Here is a 14,854-nt window from a genome sequence, read left to right as displayed (position 1 = left end):
ACGCCACGGGATGCAGTGCATGCCCGTGGCGTTTTTGTTTGGCCGAAAATCTGGCGAAGTGCCAGCGTGTTACTTCATCTGCACCGAGCCCGACACATTCACCGTCACCGTCGACGTGCCGCCTTCTATCGGCACCGGCGCAGCCATTTTCGCGTCCGCGCCCATCGCGCGCGCGCTCATCATCATGACCGGCCGCGGCATCGAGCCGTTGTGCCCGACGTTGACCTCGCGGATCGAATAGCCGCTGTAGCCGAACGCCTGCGCGGACGATGCCGCCTGCTCGCGGAACGACTTGATCGCCTCGCCGGTGAGCTTCTGTTCGGCCACGCGCTGCGCCGCGGGCGACAGCGAGAACTGCACGTTGCCGACCTGCATGATGGAAGCCATTTGCCCCGCGAGCTTCGACGCCGCGGTGAAGTCGTGCGACTCGAGCACGATCTCCGTGCGGCCGCGCCATGCGGAGATGCGCCCGTCACGATCGGTCGACGGATAAATCGAGAACGAACCGGTGCGCGCGGTCACGCCGCTCACACCCTTTGCTTTTTGCAACGCGGAATCGGCACGCTGATTCAGCGTTGACGTGAGCGCCGACGGGTCGCTCGCTTCCTGCTCATAAAAGAGCGTGATGTCGACCACGTCTTGCGGTACGTCGGCGCTCGCTTGCGCATTCAGCGACAGCACGCCGGCCGGTTGATAGGGCACGACGCTCTGCGCGCGCGCAACGGCGGGCGTGAGCGCGAGTGCAGCGGGCGCCGCGCAGACCAGCGCGAAAGCGAGTGCACGTGCGGTGTGTTTCGTCATTATTGGACTCCATGCTTGAACAGGGTTGCGCGCGACGAGGCGAGCGCGACGCAACGGCACGACGCTTGCCGAAGCCGTTTGCGAGTCCGTTAGGCGCTCGTAACCTGAGCTTGGTTCCCTAATTTAACCTTGCTTCAACGTTGCTGCAGCGTGGGCCGCGCGACGTCAAACGAGCCGCGTCGTGATGAAGCGCCACTCCGCTTCGGTCACTGGCGTGATCGACAGACGGTTGCCTCTCGCGAGCACGCGCATGTCCTTCAGTTCTTCATGCTCGCGCAAGGCGGCGAGCGGAATCAACGGAATCTTCTTCTTGAACACGACGTCGACGAGCAGCCAGCGCGGCGTTTCCTGCGACGACTTCGGGTCGTAATACGGGCTCTTGCTATCGAACTGCGTGGGGTCCGGATAGGCCGTGGACGCAACTTCAGCAAGCCCCGCGATGCCCGGCTCGGGGCAGCTCGAGTGATAGAACAGCACGCCGTCGCCGATCTGCATGCCATCGCGCATGAAGTTGCGAGCCTGATAGTTGCGCACGCCCGTCCACGGCAGCGTGCGGTGCGCGGCGTTGGCGAGATGGTCGATGCTTGCTTCGTCCGGTTCGGACTTCATTAGCCAGTAGCGCATGAATCGAATTGAACGTTAGGGGTTTGAAGAAGCACGGCGCCCAAACAAAAACGGCACCGGACGCAAGTCCGATGCCGTTCCAAATAAGGTCCCCGCCTTAGCCGCTAGGCCGGCATCCTGAACCGGGGGTTCAGAATTGGTCGCAGTTAGCAGCACTTCGGGTACATCAGACAGAGTGACGCGCACGCCCGTGCTACAAATTTCCGCAACCGTGCACATGGCATTGGTTCAAGGAATATATGACCTTGGCGAACCAGGCAGGGAAGCTAAACCGATGAAGCTAAACCGATGACACTCAAACGATTGACTCAAACGTTGGGGACCTGTTCGCCTCGCGCAGTTCGTGCATGCTTCACGAACCTTGCCTGCTTACTTTCCGTTTGAATCCGCAGCCGGTATCAGCACCGGCCGCACTGCTTGCAACATGCTACTTGCAACTTACTGCACGCTGTACTGCTCGATGACAGTACCCAGTTGCTCGTTCATTTGATGCATTGTACGCCGGATTTCTTCAGCGGGAAATGCTTCTCCGTGACGCACGCTTGTTTGCAGCTTAAGCAGTTCGGATGCCAGCGACAGCGCAGCCATGACTGCAATGCGATCCGTGCCGCGCACGTTGCTGTTATTGCGGATCTTCGACATTTCGGCGTCGACTCGCGCGACTGCTTCAAGCAGCGCGCCTTCCGTTTCCGGCGAGCAGGCGAGGCGATAGGGCACGCCGAGAATCGATACTTCGATCTGCTTGGTCGTCATGCATTTTCTCCGTGGCGAGTGGCGTCGCTCTCTGTTTCGACCTCGTGCGGAGCGGGCTCGAGCAGATCGAGCTGGTTGTCCGGCTCGTTGTGCGCACGCGCACGCGGCAATTTTTCGAGGATCGCGTTCAGGCGCACCTGCGCGTCGTCGATCTTGGCCGACAGCGCGTCGCGCTCCGCTTGCAGTGCGTCGCGTTCCTCGCGCAGCAGCGCAAGTTCCGTGCGCGTAGCTTCGGCTTCGGCGCGCGACTGCGCGAGTTGCTCTTCGAGCGCGAGGCGCGCTTCATTGTGGCGCTGGCTGATCGCGATCAGCTTGCCGATATTCTGTGAAAGTGTTTCGAGTTCGGTGAGCATGTGCTGCGTCCTCTAAAGACATCGCATTTTAGCGCGGAATGTCGCACGTTCCGACATTTGTCTCGTTTCGAGACGTAACAACCCCGCTTTTTGCAGCCTTTTTTCGACTGAAGAAGAGAAACTACGCGCGTGCCGGAGATCGCGTCGGACAATAGCTCGACCCTGTCCGAATGAATCGCTCTCGCGGCCCGCGTTCTTGACTGACTCAGAGGGCGCTCATACACTGGCCGCACTCTGGTGCCCGCGCGCATTTCATTGTGCGCGCAGTTAAACGGGAAGCAGGCCGCGCCGTTCTACCCGAACGCGCCAACCTGCGCTGCCCCCGCAACGGTAAGCGACCGCATTTCGCGTGCATTGCAGTTCGTCGCATTCGCTGCAGTTCATTGCTGCTCATCGCAGTTCAGTGCTGCGGTACGAATCGTATTTCGAACAGCAGTTCGCGCTTTTGCAGTTCGATCCCCATCGCGTGTTCCGGTTCAACTCGCGAGTGTGCCACTGCGCGTCACGCGTGGGAAGGCGGGATCGAAAGTCGTTAGCCCGGATACCGGCCAGAGGGAGGGGCGCGCGGCGCGAATTGTCAAAAGCGCACGCGCCTCGTTACGCGACGGCCTGCGGGGAAGCGGGCCGCGCACGCCATCCACGGGAAATCTCACTTCATGCTGTCCCCCATCGCCCGCGCGGTGCTGCTCGCTTTTGCCGGGCTGCCCCATCTCGCGCATGCGCAGGCCGCCGCGCCTGCAAACGCCGACGCTTTGTCCACCGCTTCGTCCACTGCATCGTCCACTGTTTTATCGCCCGTCGTGGTGACCGCCGAGCGCGGACCGCAAGCGCTTGCCGATACGATCCCGCAGACGTCGCTATTCGATCAGCAGGACCTGGCCGACACCACCGCAACGGATCTGCCCGGCCTGCTGCAACTCGCGCCCGGCGCGCAAATCTCGCGTACAGGCGGGCCCGGTTCGACGGCGAGCCTTTATTTGCGCGGCGCGTCGTCGACGCAATCGCTGATTCTCATCGACGGCGTGCGCGTCGATTCCGTGAGTCTCGGCACCGCGCAAATCGCGCAGGTTCCGCTCGATCAGATCGATCACGTCGAAGTCGTGAACGGCAACGTGTCCGCGTTATACGGCTCCGGTGCGATCGGCGGCGTGGTACAGGTGTTCACGAAAGACGGCGGCGCGCATCCGCCGCGTTTCAATTTCTCCCTGGGCTACGGCAGCTATCACACGCAGACGCAGCAGGTCGGCGCGAACGGCGCATTGGATAAAGACGGCCGCACGACCTTCAGCATTTCGCTCGCGCGCTCGAAAGACGACGGCTTTTCAGCGCTCAATCCAAGCGAGGCGCCCAACGCGAATCCGAACGCGAACGGCTATCTGAACGAGAGCATTTCGGCGTCGCTGCGCCACAAGTTCAACGACCAATGGGACGCGGGCGTCCGCTATCTGCAGTCGAACGGCAACAACAGCTACGACAACGCGTACGGCGCGCCGACCGATCTGAACAACCTCTACACGAAAGTGCGGCAGGTGTCCGCGTTCGCCAACGGCAAGCTGACCGACTGGTGGACCACGCACTTCATCGTGTCCGAAGGCGACGACCGCAGCGTGTCGAAGACCAACGGCCTCTACAACGGACGCTTCGATACCGACAACCGGCAATACACGTGGCAGAACGATTTCGCGCTGGCCGCGCAGCAAAAACTGCGCGTGGGCTACGAGCATCTCGATCAGAGCCTCGACTCCGATACGTTCGCCGCGCCCACGCGGCATGTCGATTCCGTCTTCGCGGGCTACACGGCGCGCTTCGGACGCAATCAGATCCAGGCCAACGTGCGGCGCGACCAGTACTCCGATTTCGGCGGAGCGAACAGTTACTATCTCGGCTATGGGTTCGACATCACGCCGCATTGGAAGCTGAGCGCAAGCTATTCGGATTCGTTTCGCGCGCCGAGCTTCGACGATCTGTACTATCCGCTAAGCGGCAATCCGTCGATTCAGCCCGAGCGCAGCCATTCGCTCGAAGCGGCGCTGCAGTACGCGTCGAATGCGTTGGGCGTGATGCGTTTGAGTGCTTTCCAGACGCGTTATTCGAATCTGATCGACTATCAGCAGGTCACGCCGGGCATCTATCTGGCGGAGAACGTGGGGCATGCAAAAGTGCAGGGGCTCGAGGGATCGTGGAGCGGACATGTGGGCAAGACCGATGTGCGCGCATCGGTCACGCTGCAAAATCCCGTCGATCTCGACAACGACGTGGACCTCGTGCGGCGCGCGCGGCGCTTCGCGTCCTTGACGGTGAACCGCAGCATCGCAGGGTGGCGCGTGGGCGGCGAGTGGGTCGTGAGCGGCCCGCGCGAGGACAGCAGCGGCAAGCTCGGCGGCTACGGCATCGTGAATCTGTCCGCGCGCTACAACATCACGAAAGCCTGGTACGTGGCCGCGCAAATCCAGAATCTGTTGAACAAGGACTATGAAACGGCCTACTCGTATAACTCGCCGGGGCGCGGTGCGTATGTCACGCTCGGCTGGCAGCAGCAGTGATGCGCGCGCCATGTTGAGAGCGCGCCGATGAGTCGTCATCCAGGTTCGTTGCCCGCCGCATTGCACGCGATGACCGCGAAGCGCGCCGCGGCAATCTGGCTCGTGCTCGCGCTCGCCGCGCTGGTCGTGCTGATGGCGTCGCTGGCGCTGGGCAGCGTCTCGCTCGCGCCCGCGCGCGTGATCGAGGCGCTGTCGCCGTTGCATGCGTCCGCGTCCGGCTCTGCAAGCGCCTCCGAGGATCTCGCCGGCGAGATCGTCCGCACGCTGCGCTTGCCGCGCGCATTAGCCGGTTTCGCGTGCGGCGCATTGCTCGCGATGGCCGGTGCGCTGCTGCAAGTGCTGTTGCGCAATCCGCTCGCGGAGCCGTACGTGTTGGGCGTATCGGGCGGGGCCGCGAGCTTCGCGCTGATCGCGATGATCGCCGGCAGCGCGTGGTGGCTCGTCGATGCGTCCGCGTTCGCAGGCGCATTCGTATCGATTCTGCTCGTGCTCGGTCTCGCGCGCCGCGAGTTGTGGCGCGGCGAGCCACAGGACACGTCGCCGCGTTTGCTGTTGACCGGCGCGGTCATCGCGGCGGGTTGGGGCGCGTTGATCACGTTGCTGCTGAACCTCGCGCCCGACAATCGTCTGCGCGGCATGCTGTTCTGGCTCACCGGCGACCTCAACGGCAATGCGATGCCGTGGACGGCGCTTGCGGCGCTCGTGGTCGTTGTAGTTGTCATCGTGCCGGTTGCGCCGCGTCTGAACGTGCTTTTGCGAGGCGACGCCGTCGCAGAAGCGCTCGGCGTGGCGGTCATGCCGCTGCGCTTGCGCGTCTATCTCGCGGCCTCGCTCGCGGCGGCTGCGGCCGTGACGACGGCGGGCACCATCGGCTTCGTCGGGCTCGTCGTGCCGCATGTGCTGCGGCTCGCGTTCGGCAACGACCAGCGCATGCTGCTGCCCGCCGCGGCGCTCGGCGGCGGCGTCGCGGTGATGGGCGCGGACCTGATCGCACGCCTCGTGATCGCGCCGGCGCAATTGCCGGTCGGCGTGATCACGTCGATCATCGGCGTGCCCGTGTTTCTGTGGATGCTGCTGCGCGCCGGCCGATGATGCACGCCTCCCATCACACCTCCAACCAGGCTCAGCCCGCGCTCAGCGCGCAACGCGTGACCTTGCGTGCCGGCGCACGCACCTTGCTCGACGCCTTCACGCATACGTTCTATCCCGGCGAGATCTGGTGCGTGGCTGGACCGAACGGCGCGGGCAAGACGACGCTTCTATCGACGTTAGCCGGCTTGAAGCAACCGTCGGCGGGACATGTCGAACTCGACGGCGTGCCGCTTGCTCGCTGGCATGGTCAGCAGCTTGCGCAGCGTCGCGCGTTGATGCCGCAAAGCGCGCCCGACGCTTTCAGCGCAAGCGTGCTCGACATCGTCATGCTCAACCGCTTTCCGCATCTGACCGGCTGGGGCTGGGAGCGCGAGGCCGATCGCGAGGCGGCGCACGCCGCGCTCGATGTGCTCGGCCTCACCGAACTCGCCGCGCGCGACGTGCTGTCGCTCTCAGGCGGCGAACGTCAGCGTGTCTCGCTCGCCGGGGTGCTGTGCCAGCAAGCGCCGCTGTTGCTGCTCGATGAACCGCTGTCGCATCTGGACTTGCATCATCAGATAGAGTGCCTGGAAGCGCTGAGCGAATGGACACGCGAGCCGGGACGCACGGTTCTGTTTTCCTGTCACGACCTGAATCTCGCGCGCCGGTTCGCGACGCACGCGCTGCTTCTGGACGGCGCGGGCGCTGCCTATGCGGGTCCCGCCCACGATGTACTGACGCCCGCGTTGACGAGCCGCGTATTCGGCTATCCGCTGATACTGATCCGCGATGGCGAGCACGAAGCACTGATTCCCGCGCCGCGTTCACGTCATGAATCGTCTTCGGTTCATGACACATCGGCAAGCCGGTAGCCAGACCACAACATCATCTATCTTCACGAACTCATGACTTCCACGCCAGGCTTGTCCGCATTGTCCGAAGTTGAACCGCTCGATGAGACGTTGCGCGCCGAGCTTCAGCACATCATCGATACGAAGACGAAGCCGCCCGGCAGTCTCGGCCAGCTTGAAACGCTCGCGTGTCAGATGGGCCTGATCCAGCGCAGCACGCGTCCCACGGTACAACGACCCGCGCTGATCGTATTCGCCGGCGATCATGGCGTTGCCGCTGAAGGCGTGAGCCCCTATCCACAAGCGGTGACCGCGCAGATGGTCGCGAATTTTCTCGCGGGCGGCGCGGCGGTCAATGCGTTGAGCCGCGTCGCGGACGTCGAACTCGAAGTCGTGAACGCCGGTATCGCCACGCCGCTGCCGCACACGGACGGCCTCATCGACATTCCGATTGCAGCGGGCACGCGCAATTTCGCGCACGAACCGGCGATGACGCGTGACCAGGCGCTCGCCGCAATGCACGCCGGCGCCGCGCGCGCGCGGCATCACGCGGCGCTCGGCAGCAATGTGATCGGCTTTGGCGAAATGGGCATTGCGAACACGTCGGCGGCGGCGTGTCTGATGAGCCGTTTGTGCGGCGTGCCGATTGACGAGTGCGTGGGCCGCGGCACCGGTCTCGACGACGCGGGGCTCGCGAAAAAGCGCAACGTGCTGGCGGCGGCGCTCGCGCATCACGGTGCATCGCATGATCCGCACGATCGGCACAATCGGCACAATCCGCTCGATGTGCTCGCCACCTTCGGCGGCTTCGAAATCGCGATGATGGCGGGCGCCTATCTCGCGGCGGCGCAGGCGCGCATGACGATTCTGGTCGACGGCTTCATTGCGAGTTCGGCGCTGCTGGTCGCAAACGCCATTGCGCCGAACGTGCGCGAGCACTGCGTGTTCGCCCATGCGTCGAATGAAGCGGGGCACCGGCGCATGCTCGATCATTTCGGCGCCACGCCATTGCTCGCGCTCGACATGCGGCTCGGCGAAGGCACGGGTGCTGCGCTCGCCGTGCCGCTGCTGCGCGCGGCCTGCGCGTTCATCAACGAGATGGCGAGCTTCGAATCGGCCGGCGTCGCGAATCGCGAAGCCTGAGCGATCCTCGGCATGCTTTTCAAACCCATGCACGCGACGACGCACCCATGAACCCGCTGGCGGAATTGCGCTACTTCTTCACCGCGCTCGGCTATTTCACGCGCGTGCCCGTGCCGCGATGGGTCGGCTATGAACCGCATTATCTGAATGCGGCGGCGCGTTACTTTCCGCTCGTCGGCGCGCTGATCGGCGGCGTCGGCGCGCTCGTCTATCTCGCTGCGCTGCGTGTGTTTCCGGCGGGCGTCGCGGTGTTGCTGTCGATGGCGTCGACGTTGCTGGTTACCGGCGCATTTCACGAGGACGGTCTCGCCGATTGCGTCGATGCGTTCGGTGGCGCCTATGCGCGCGACGATGTTTTGCGCATCATGCATGACTCGCGCATCGGCGCATTTGGCGCAATCGCGCTGGTGATCGCGCTCGCGCTCAAGTGGCAGACGCTCGCCGCGTTGCCGCCGATGCGCGCCGCCAGTCTGATGATTGCGGCCCATGCGGCGAGCCGTGCATGCGCGATCAGCTATCTGGCGACGCTCGACTACGTGCGCGCGGAGGGCAAGGCAAAACCGGTCGCGCAACGCCTGAGCGGCATCGCGCTGCTGTGCGCGGCGGTGTTCGGATTGCCGTGGCTGCTGTGGCCCGATGGTCCGCACGGACTGCTCATGCCCGATTGGCGCTTCGCCTGCGCGACGCTTGCCGTGCTGCTGGTGCTGCGCTTTGCGATGGGCCGCTACTTCGTGCGGCGCATCGGCGGCTATACCGGCGATTGCCTCGGCTTCGCGCAGCAGATCTTTGAACTGAGCATCTATCTGGTGGGGCTCGCATGGACCTCGTTCTGATCCGTCACCCCGCAGTCGCGCTCGACGCGGGCGTGTGCTACGGCCACAGCGATGTGGCGCTCGCCGAGGCGGCTGATGTGTCGTCGGCCGCGCTTGCGCTCAGGCTTGCCGGTTTGCAGGTGCCCGCGCCGCGCGTCGTGATGTCGAGTCCGTTGACGCGCTGCTCGGCGCTCGCCGTCGAAATGGCCAACGATTTCGGCTGCGTGCTGAGCCACGACGACCGGCTGAAGGAAATGAATTTCGGCGCGTGGGAAGAGCGCCGCTGGGACTCGATCGATCGCGAATTGCTCGACGACTGGGCTTCGAACTTCGAGCACGCGCGAGCGCATGGCGGCGAAAGCGTCGCGCAATTCGTCGTTCGAGTGCGTGCATGGTTCGACGCGTACGCGCAAACGCGCGAGCTCTCGCCTGCGTATGTGGTCACGCATGCCGGCGTCATGCGCGCGATTGCGTCGCTGGCGCTCGACCTGCCGCTCGAACGCTGCTTGCGATGGTCGCTTGAAACCGGCGCCATCGTCTGGCTGCGCCGCGGCGGTGACGGCGAGCCGTGGTCGCTCGTGAAGTGGAATGCGTGAGCGCTTGGCGATGTTTGCTTGCTGATGCTTTGTTCACGCTTTGCCGCGCTTCCCGCATCGAGCGTTACTGCGCGTTCTGCTTTCTGCGCGAGCGCGCGAGTTCAAGGTCCTCGCACAGCCGCGTCGCGCCCTGCACGATGCGCGGCGTGGGCCGATTGATCACATCCCCGTCGATGGCGAACAGGTTGTCGTGCGCCACCGCCGATAGACGCGGCCACGCGCGCCATGCGCTCAATTGCGGCAACGTGGTATCCGGTTTCGTCGCGCCGGGCGCGGCCGTGACGATCGCTTCGGGATTGGCGGCGAGCACGGCTTCCGTCGACACCGTGGGCACGAGCGGTTGAAGCGCCGCGAACACGTTGCGCCCGCCGCATAGCGCGATCACGTCGCTGACCATGTGTTCGCCGTTGAGCGTCATCAACGGTTGATCCCACACCTGATAGAACACACTCACAGCCGGCCGTTTCGCGTACTGCGCGCGCAGGTTCGCGATGTCGCGCCGATATGCGGCCGCGGCTGCATCCGCAGTGGACGAGGTGCCGAGCAACTGGCCGAGCTTCGTCAGCGAAACGGCAATATCGTCCAGGCGATGCGGCTCGCTGAAGAACAACGGTATGTGCAATTCGCGCAAACGGTCGAGCTGACGTTGCGCATTGCCGTGCCGCCACACCACGATCAGATCGGGCTTCAACGCGACAATGCGTTCGAGATCGAGCGACTTGTTATCGCCGACGCGCGGCAGTTGCTTTGCCTCGGGCGGATAGTCGCTGTACGACACGGCGCCGACGATTTTCGAGCCGCCGCCGGCCGCATATAAAAGCTCGGTGACGTGCGGCGCGACGCTGATCACGCGTTGCGCTGCGGCGGGCAGGGTGACGACCGCGCCGGTATCGTCGGTCACGGTGATGCCGGCTCGCGCCGGCAGTGCCGCGGTGATCAACATGGCGGCGAAGGTGAGGCGGGCACGGCGCACTGATTGAGTCATCGGTTGGGAGATCGTGTTCGGTGGCGCGTCGGCATGGCAACGGTCGAAGAATCAGGCGGCGCCCGCAGCGCCGATCATATCGATCGCGGCGCGCAGGCTCTCTTGCAGCCGCGCCCATTCCGCTTCGGTTGCAGGCAAGCCGAACCGCACGCTACCTGACGATGCAAAGAGCCGCGTCCACACGCCGCGCGTGGCCAATGCCTGATGCAAGGCCGCGGCGCGTGCGTCGTCGGTCCAGGCGAAGAGCGGCGTGGCGCGCGTGCGAATGCCGTGGGCTTGCAACATGTCGACGAGACGTGCGCTGTCCGCGACGAGCCGTGAGCGCATCTGCTGTTGCCACGCGCGGTCCGCGAACGCCGCTTTCACGGCATGACGCGCGGGGCCGCTGACCGTCCACGCGCCGAGCGCGCGGCGCAAGCTGTCGAGCACGGCGGGCGCGGCGAGCACGAAACCGGCGCGCACACCCGCGAGGCCGAAGAACTTGCCAGGCGAGCGCAACACGATCAACCCTTCGCGATTCGCGTGCGCTGCGAGCGAAGCGGCGGGCATCGTATCGGCGAAGGCTTCGTCGACGAGCAGTGTGCCGCCGCGCGCGCTCAGTTGAGCATGCCAGGCGAGCAGCCTCGCGGCGCTCAAATGCTCGGCCGTCGGATTGTTCGGATTCACAACGATTGCATGCGTGAGCGTCTCGGGCAGCACGTCGCAGGAAATATCGAGCGACATGACGCGATGCCCGGCCCGCTCGAACGCGGGTGCGTATTCGCTGTACGTGAGCGCCGCGACGCCGGCCTGCGCGCGCGGCAGTAACGCCGGCAGCGCGCGAATTGCCGCCTGGCTTCCCGCCACCGGCAACACGTGCGCCGCGTCGGGCGCGCCGTAGTAGCGCGCGGCGCAGGCGGCGAGATCGTCGCCATCGTCGGGCAGGCGGCGCCATGCGTCGGCGGGAACGGGCGGCACCGGATAGCCGTGCGGATTGATGCCCGTCGACAAATCCAGCCACTGATCGTACGGAATGCGATAGCGCTCGGCCGCTTCGTGCAGATTGCCGCCATGCGTGATGAGCGCGCCAGCCGACGCATGAGAAGCCGTGTCGGGCGACGCGTCATGACGCATGCGGGATTCGGCGATGCGCTCAGACATGCAGGGGCACGCTCAGCAAGGCCAGCACGATCAGCACCGCGAGCCACAGGATCACCGTGCGCTCGACCAGCATCAGCGCGGCCGTGATGTGAGCGGCCTTCGCGGGATGACCGAAGCCGAGCGTCGGCCGATGTTCGAGCATGCCGTTATAAACCGCGGGCCCGCCGATCAGCACGTTCAGACTGCCCGCGCCCGAGGCCATCACCGGGCCGGCGTTCGGACTGTCCCAGCGCGGCGCCTGCTCGCGCCAGCAGCGCCACGCGGTGCGCGTGTCGCCGAGCAGCGCGTAGCTCGCGGCGGTGAGGCGCGCGGGAATCCAGTTGAGCACGTCGTCGAGGCGCGCGGCGGCCCAGCCGAAGCGCAAATAGCGCGGCGTGCGATAACCCCACATGGCGTCGAGCGTGTTGGCGAGGCGAAAGCCGAGCGCGCCGGGGCCGCCCGCGATCGCGAACCAGAAGAGCGCGCCGAAAATCGCGTCGTTGCCGTTTTCCAGCGCCGATTCGACGGCGGCACGCGACAGCGCGGCTTCGTCGGCATTGGCGGTTTCGCGCGAGACGATCCGCGCCGTCAGCAAGCGCGCCTCGCCGAGGTCGCGCTGCGCGAGCGCTCGCGCGATCGGTTCGATGTGATCGTGCAGGCTGCGCGCGCCGAGCGCGAACCACAGCAGTGCGACGTGCACGGCGCACGCCGCAAAAAACGGCAGCACGGCGACGAGCCACCAGGCGACCAGCACCGGCGGCAACACAGCCAGCGACCACGCGAGCAAGCCCTTGAGCCGCAAGCGCCGGCCACGGTTGTAGTGCGTTTCGAGGCGCGCCGCCCATTTGCCGAAGCCGACCAGCGGATGCGCGCCGCTCGGCTCGCCGATCCAACGGTCGACGGCCACGCCCGCGGTGGCGAGCGTCACGATGAGAGGAAGCGACAGCATCACGCGCCGCCCGCGGTTTTGAGCGACAGCGGCAGGCCGGCGACCATCATCGTGGCCTGCGTGGAGAGGGCCGCGATACGTTGATTGAGCCGCCCGAGTTCATCGACGTATAGACGCGTGGCCGCGCCGAGCGGCACGACGCCGAGACCAATTTCGTTGCTGACCGCGATGACCTTGCCGCGAGCGTTGGCGAGCGCGGCCTCGAGCGCTTCGATGTGGGCCTGAGTTTGAGCGGGCGGGAGCGCGTCGCCGTCGGCGGGACATAGCAGGTTGGCGAGCCACAGCGTCAGGCAGTCGATCAGCGTGCAATGCCCGGGCGCGTCCGCCTTCGACACCGCGCCCGCGAGGTCGACGTCCGCTTCGAGCAGGCGCCAGTGCGCGGGACGCCGCGCGCGATGATGCGCGATGCGCGCGCTGAATTCGGCGTCGCCGGTGACGCGTGCCGTCGCGATGTAGGTGACGGGCAGCGCGCTTTGACTGGCGAGCTGTTCCGCGTGCACGCTCTTGCCGGAGCGCGCGCCGCCGATGACGAAGGTGAGGTCGCGGGAAATCATCGCGTGATTGTACCGGCGTGCAGCGCGGGTCGGCGCGATGGGATAATGCGTTTCCCCACCGAATCCAACCTTCCCGTGAGCATTCATTCGATCCCGCATGACGCCGTCTTCATGCCGCGCGGCACGCTGATGATCCAGGGCACCACGTCCGATGCGGGCAAGAGCACGCTCGTCGCCGGCCTGTGCCGGCTCGCGCGGCGCGCGGGCGTGCGCGTCGCGCCGTTCAAGCCGCAGAACATGGCGCTCAACAGTGCGGTCACCGTCGACGGCGGCGAGATCGGGCGCGCGCAGGCGCTGCAGGCGGTGGCCGCCGGCATCGCCGCGCACACCGATCTGAACCCCGTGCTGCTCAAGCCGACGAGCGATCGCGGCGCGCAGGTGATCATCCACGGCAAGGCGCGCATGAATCTCGACGCCCGCGCGTATCACGACTACAAGCCGGTCGCGTTCGAGGCGGTGCTCGAGTCATATGCGCGGCTGCAAGCGGCCTACGACACGATCTTTGTGGAAGGGGCGGGCAGTCCGGCCGAGATCAATCTGCGCGATCGCGACATCGCCAACATGGGTTTTGCCGAAGCGGTCGACTGTCCGGTCGTGCTGGTGGCGGACATCGACCGGGGCGGGGTCTTCGCGCATCTCACCGGGACGCTCGCGTGCCTGTCGGCGAGCGAGCAGGCGCGCGTGCGCGGTTTCATCATCAACCGTTTTCGCGGCGATATCGGACTGCTGCAGCCGGGGCTCGACTGGCTCGAAGCAAAGACCGGCAAGCCGGTGCTCGGCGTGCTCCCGTATCTGCACGGCCTCACGCTCGACGCCGAGGACATGCTGCCGCCCGAGTTGCGCGCGGCGCAGCGCGGCGACGCCACGCGCACGTTGCGGGTCGTCGTGCCGGTGCTGCCGCATATCAGCAATCACACGGATTTCGACGCGCTGCGCGCGCATCCGCAGGTCGATTTTCATTACGTGCGAAGCGGCATGGCGCCGCCGCCCGCCGATCTGATCATTCTGCCGGGTTCGAAGAACGTGCCCGGCGATCTCGCGTTCCTGCGCGAGCAAGGCTGGGACGCGGTGCTCGAGCGGCATTTGCGCTACGGCGGCCGGGTGATCGGCATCTGCGGCGGCATGCAGATGTTGGGGCGCGAGGTGGCGGACCCGCATGGCGTGGAAGGCGCGCCGGGGACGTCGGCGGGGCTGGGCTGGCTCGATTACTCGACGGTGCTGACGTGCGAGAAGACGCTCAAGAATGTTAGCGGCCGCCTGGCGCTGCCTGGTTCGCCCGAAGTCGCGGGCTATGAAATTCATATGGGCGAGACGCACGGTCCTGCGCTCGACTCGCCGGCGCTGCGCCTCGGGCAAGCGGACGAGTCGCGTCCCGACGGCGCGCTGTCCGTGGATGGCCAGATTCTCGCGACCTACGTGCACGGCCTGTTCGACACGCCGGCCGCGTGCGCGGCGCTCCTGGCGTGGGCCGGGCTGAGCGATGCCGCGGCGATCGATTATCCGGCGCTGCGCGAAGCGTCGCTGGATCGGCTGGCCGATACGCTGGCGGAGCACTTGGATCTCGGGAAATTGATGGCGGCGATGGCTTGACGGCGGTTGCGCTTGAAAGGACGCGGCCGCCGACTGCATCGCGGCAGGAAATAATCAAAGCGAAATCGACGGTTTTTCGTGCGTGGTGGTTCGAATAGAGTGGCGGACAT

General features: G+C 65.6%; 15 protein-coding genes, 1 other RNA gene and 1 riboswitch. Of the genes, 7 read left to right on the top strand and 9 right to left on the bottom strand.

Annotated elements, in window-relative coordinates; all coding sequences use genetic code 11:
* Nucleotides 1-69: 69 nt before the first annotated feature.
* From P0D87_RS16825 to P0D87_RS16805, 5 genes are all read right to left on the bottom strand, one after another.
* Entirely contained in the window at nt 70-801 is a 732-nt protein-coding gene (locus P0D87_RS16825; RefSeq protein WP_006048547.1) for an SIMPL domain-containing protein, read from the bottom strand.
* Nucleotides 802-966: 165 nt separating this feature from the next.
* Entirely contained in the window at nt 967-1,425 is a 459-nt protein-coding gene (locus tag P0D87_RS16820) for an EVE domain-containing protein (RefSeq protein WP_006048546.1), read from the bottom strand.
* Nucleotides 1,426-1,510: 85 nt separating this feature from the next.
* A non-coding RNA gene (ssrS, locus tag P0D87_RS16815) (6S RNA) lies at nt 1,511-1,692 on the bottom strand.
* 171 nt (nt 1,693-1,863) lie between these two features.
* Nucleotides 1,864-2,178 carry a cell division protein ZapA gene (locus P0D87_RS16810; RefSeq protein WP_006048545.1) on the bottom strand — a complete coding sequence of 105 codons (315 nt, stop codon included), beginning with the start codon at nt 2,176-2,178 and terminating at the stop codon, nt 1,864-1,866.
* Entirely contained in the window at nt 2,175-2,531 is a 357-nt protein-coding gene (locus tag P0D87_RS16805) for a hypothetical protein (RefSeq protein ID WP_006048544.1), read from the bottom strand. Before P0D87_RS16805 ends, P0D87_RS16810 begins: the two co-directional genes overlap by 4 nt.
* Before the next feature lie 218 nt (nt 2,532-2,749).
* A riboswitch (cobalamin riboswitch) is annotated at nt 2,750-3,098 on the top strand.
* A gap of 89 nt (nt 3,099-3,187) precedes the next feature.
* Between P0D87_RS16805 and P0D87_RS16800 the strand changes: the two genes are divergently transcribed.
* The 6 genes from P0D87_RS16800 to cobC are packed head-to-tail and all read left to right on the top strand — an operon-like array spanning nt 3,188 to nt 9,547.
* On the top strand, nt 3,188-5,074 hold the full coding sequence (locus P0D87_RS16800; protein ID WP_053857669.1) for a TonB-dependent receptor domain-containing protein: 1,887 nt from the start codon (nt 3,188-3,190) through the stop codon (nt 5,072-5,074).
* Nucleotides 5,075-5,101: 27 nt separating this feature from the next.
* Nucleotides 5,102-6,166: a FecCD family ABC transporter permease gene (locus P0D87_RS16795; RefSeq protein ID WP_053857670.1), complete on the top strand. Its 1,065-nt coding sequence runs from the start codon at nt 5,102-5,104 to the stop codon at nt 6,164-6,166.
* On the top strand, nt 6,163-7,017 hold the full coding sequence (locus P0D87_RS16790) for an ABC transporter ATP-binding protein (protein ID WP_053857671.1): 855 nt from the start codon (nt 6,163-6,165) through the stop codon (nt 7,015-7,017). Before P0D87_RS16795 ends, P0D87_RS16790 begins: the two co-directional genes overlap by 4 nt.
* A 33-nt stretch (nt 7,018-7,050) precedes the next feature.
* Nucleotides 7,051-8,139, top strand: coding sequence for a nicotinate-nucleotide--dimethylbenzimidazole phosphoribosyltransferase (gene cobT, locus P0D87_RS16785; RefSeq protein ID WP_053857672.1), 1,089 nt, complete (start codon nt 7,051-7,053; stop codon nt 8,137-8,139).
* 47 nt (nt 8,140-8,186) lie between these two features.
* Nucleotides 8,187-8,972 carry an adenosylcobinamide-GDP ribazoletransferase gene (locus P0D87_RS16780; RefSeq protein WP_053857673.1) on the top strand — a complete coding sequence of 262 codons (786 nt, stop codon included), beginning with the start codon at nt 8,187-8,189 and terminating at the stop codon, nt 8,970-8,972.
* Nucleotides 8,957-9,547: an alpha-ribazole phosphatase gene (gene cobC, locus P0D87_RS16775; protein WP_053857674.1), complete on the top strand. Its 591-nt coding sequence runs from the start codon at nt 8,957-8,959 to the stop codon at nt 9,545-9,547. Before P0D87_RS16780 ends, cobC begins: the two co-directional genes overlap by 16 nt.
* 64 nt (nt 9,548-9,611) lie before the next feature.
* Here the strand turns inward: cobC and P0D87_RS16770 are convergent, their stop codons facing one another.
* From P0D87_RS16770 to cobU, 4 genes are read right to left on the bottom strand one after another with little or no spacing between them, the layout of a single operon-like run.
* Entirely contained in the window at nt 9,612-10,532 is a 921-nt protein-coding gene (locus tag P0D87_RS16770; protein WP_053857675.1) for a cobalamin-binding protein, read from the bottom strand.
* A 51-nt stretch (nt 10,533-10,583) separates the two neighbouring features.
* Nucleotides 10,584-11,645, bottom strand: coding sequence for a threonine-phosphate decarboxylase CobD (cobD, locus tag P0D87_RS16765; RefSeq protein ID WP_053857676.1), 1,062 nt, complete (start codon nt 11,643-11,645; stop codon nt 10,584-10,586).
* 19 nt (nt 11,646-11,664) lie between these two features.
* Nucleotides 11,665-12,600 carry an adenosylcobinamide-phosphate synthase CbiB gene (gene cbiB, locus P0D87_RS16760; RefSeq protein WP_053857677.1) on the bottom strand — a complete coding sequence of 312 codons (936 nt, stop codon included), beginning with the start codon at nt 12,598-12,600 and terminating at the stop codon, nt 11,665-11,667.
* Nucleotides 12,600-13,154 carry a bifunctional adenosylcobinamide kinase/adenosylcobinamide-phosphate guanylyltransferase gene (gene cobU, locus P0D87_RS16755; RefSeq protein ID WP_053857678.1) on the bottom strand — a complete coding sequence of 185 codons (555 nt, stop codon included), beginning with the start codon at nt 13,152-13,154 and terminating at the stop codon, nt 12,600-12,602. The genes cbiB and cobU overlap by 1 nt, the downstream gene beginning before the upstream one ends.
* 45 nt (nt 13,155-13,199) lie before the next feature.
* Between cobU and P0D87_RS16750 the strand changes: the two genes are divergently transcribed.
* Nucleotides 13,200-14,744, top strand: a complete 1,545-nt coding sequence (locus P0D87_RS16750) for a cobyric acid synthase (protein WP_408636959.1) — start codon at nt 13,200-13,202, stop codon at nt 14,742-14,744.
* Nucleotides 14,745-14,854 lie beyond the last annotated feature (110 nt).

The sequence above is a fragment of the Paraburkholderia sp. RL17-368-BIF-A genome, assembly GCF_046054045.1.
Lineage (GTDB): Bacteria > Pseudomonadota > Gammaproteobacteria > Burkholderiales > Burkholderiaceae > Paraburkholderia > Paraburkholderia graminis.
The sequence above is the reverse complement of the archived record's forward strand: the minus strand, read 5'-3'. Positions and strand labels throughout refer to the sequence as shown.

Bases quoted from the DNA above. Each gene is read 5' to 3' on its own strand.
- P0D87_RS16795 (WP_053857670.1), top strand. From the start codon at position 5,102: ATGAGTCGTCATCCAGGTTCGTTGCCCGCCGCATTGCACGCGATGACC.
- P0D87_RS16810 (WP_006048545.1), bottom strand. From the start codon at position 2,178: ATGACGACCAAGCAGATCGAAGTATCGATTCTCGGCGTGCCCTATCGC.
- P0D87_RS16790 (WP_053857671.1), top strand. From the start codon at position 6,163: ATGATGCACGCCTCCCATCACACCTCCAACCAGGCTCAGCCCGCGCTC.
- cobU (WP_053857678.1), bottom strand. From the start codon at position 13,154: ATGATTTCCCGCGACCTCACCTTCGTCATCGGCGGCGCGCGCTCCGGC.
- P0D87_RS16770 (WP_053857675.1), bottom strand. From the start codon at position 10,532: ATGACTCAATCAGTGCGCCGTGCCCGCCTCACCTTCGCCGCCATGTTG.
- cbiB (WP_053857677.1), bottom strand. From the start codon at position 12,600: ATGCTGTCGCTTCCTCTCATCGTGACGCTCGCCACCGCGGGCGTGGCC.
- cobD (WP_053857676.1), bottom strand. From the start codon at position 11,645: ATGCGTCATGACGCGTCGCCCGACACGGCTTCTCATGCGTCGGCTGGC.
- P0D87_RS16825 (WP_006048547.1), bottom strand. From the start codon at position 801: ATGACGAAACACACCGCACGTGCACTCGCTTTCGCGCTGGTCTGCGCG.
- P0D87_RS16750 (WP_408636959.1), top strand. From the start codon at position 13,200: ATGCGTTTCCCCACCGAATCCAACCTTCCCGTGAGCATTCATTCGATC.
- P0D87_RS16820 (WP_006048546.1), bottom strand. From the start codon at position 1,425: ATGCGCTACTGGCTAATGAAGTCCGAACCGGACGAAGCAAGCATCGAC.
- P0D87_RS16805 (WP_006048544.1), bottom strand. From the start codon at position 2,531: ATGCTCACCGAACTCGAAACACTTTCACAGAATATCGGCAAGCTGATC.
- P0D87_RS16800 (WP_053857669.1), top strand. From the start codon at position 3,188: ATGCTGTCCCCCATCGCCCGCGCGGTGCTGCTCGCTTTTGCCGGGCTG.
- cobC (WP_053857674.1), top strand. From the start codon at position 8,957: ATGGACCTCGTTCTGATCCGTCACCCCGCAGTCGCGCTCGACGCGGGC.
- P0D87_RS16780 (WP_053857673.1), top strand. From the start codon at position 8,187: ATGAACCCGCTGGCGGAATTGCGCTACTTCTTCACCGCGCTCGGCTAT.
- cobT (WP_053857672.1), top strand. From the start codon at position 7,051: ATGACTTCCACGCCAGGCTTGTCCGCATTGTCCGAAGTTGAACCGCTC.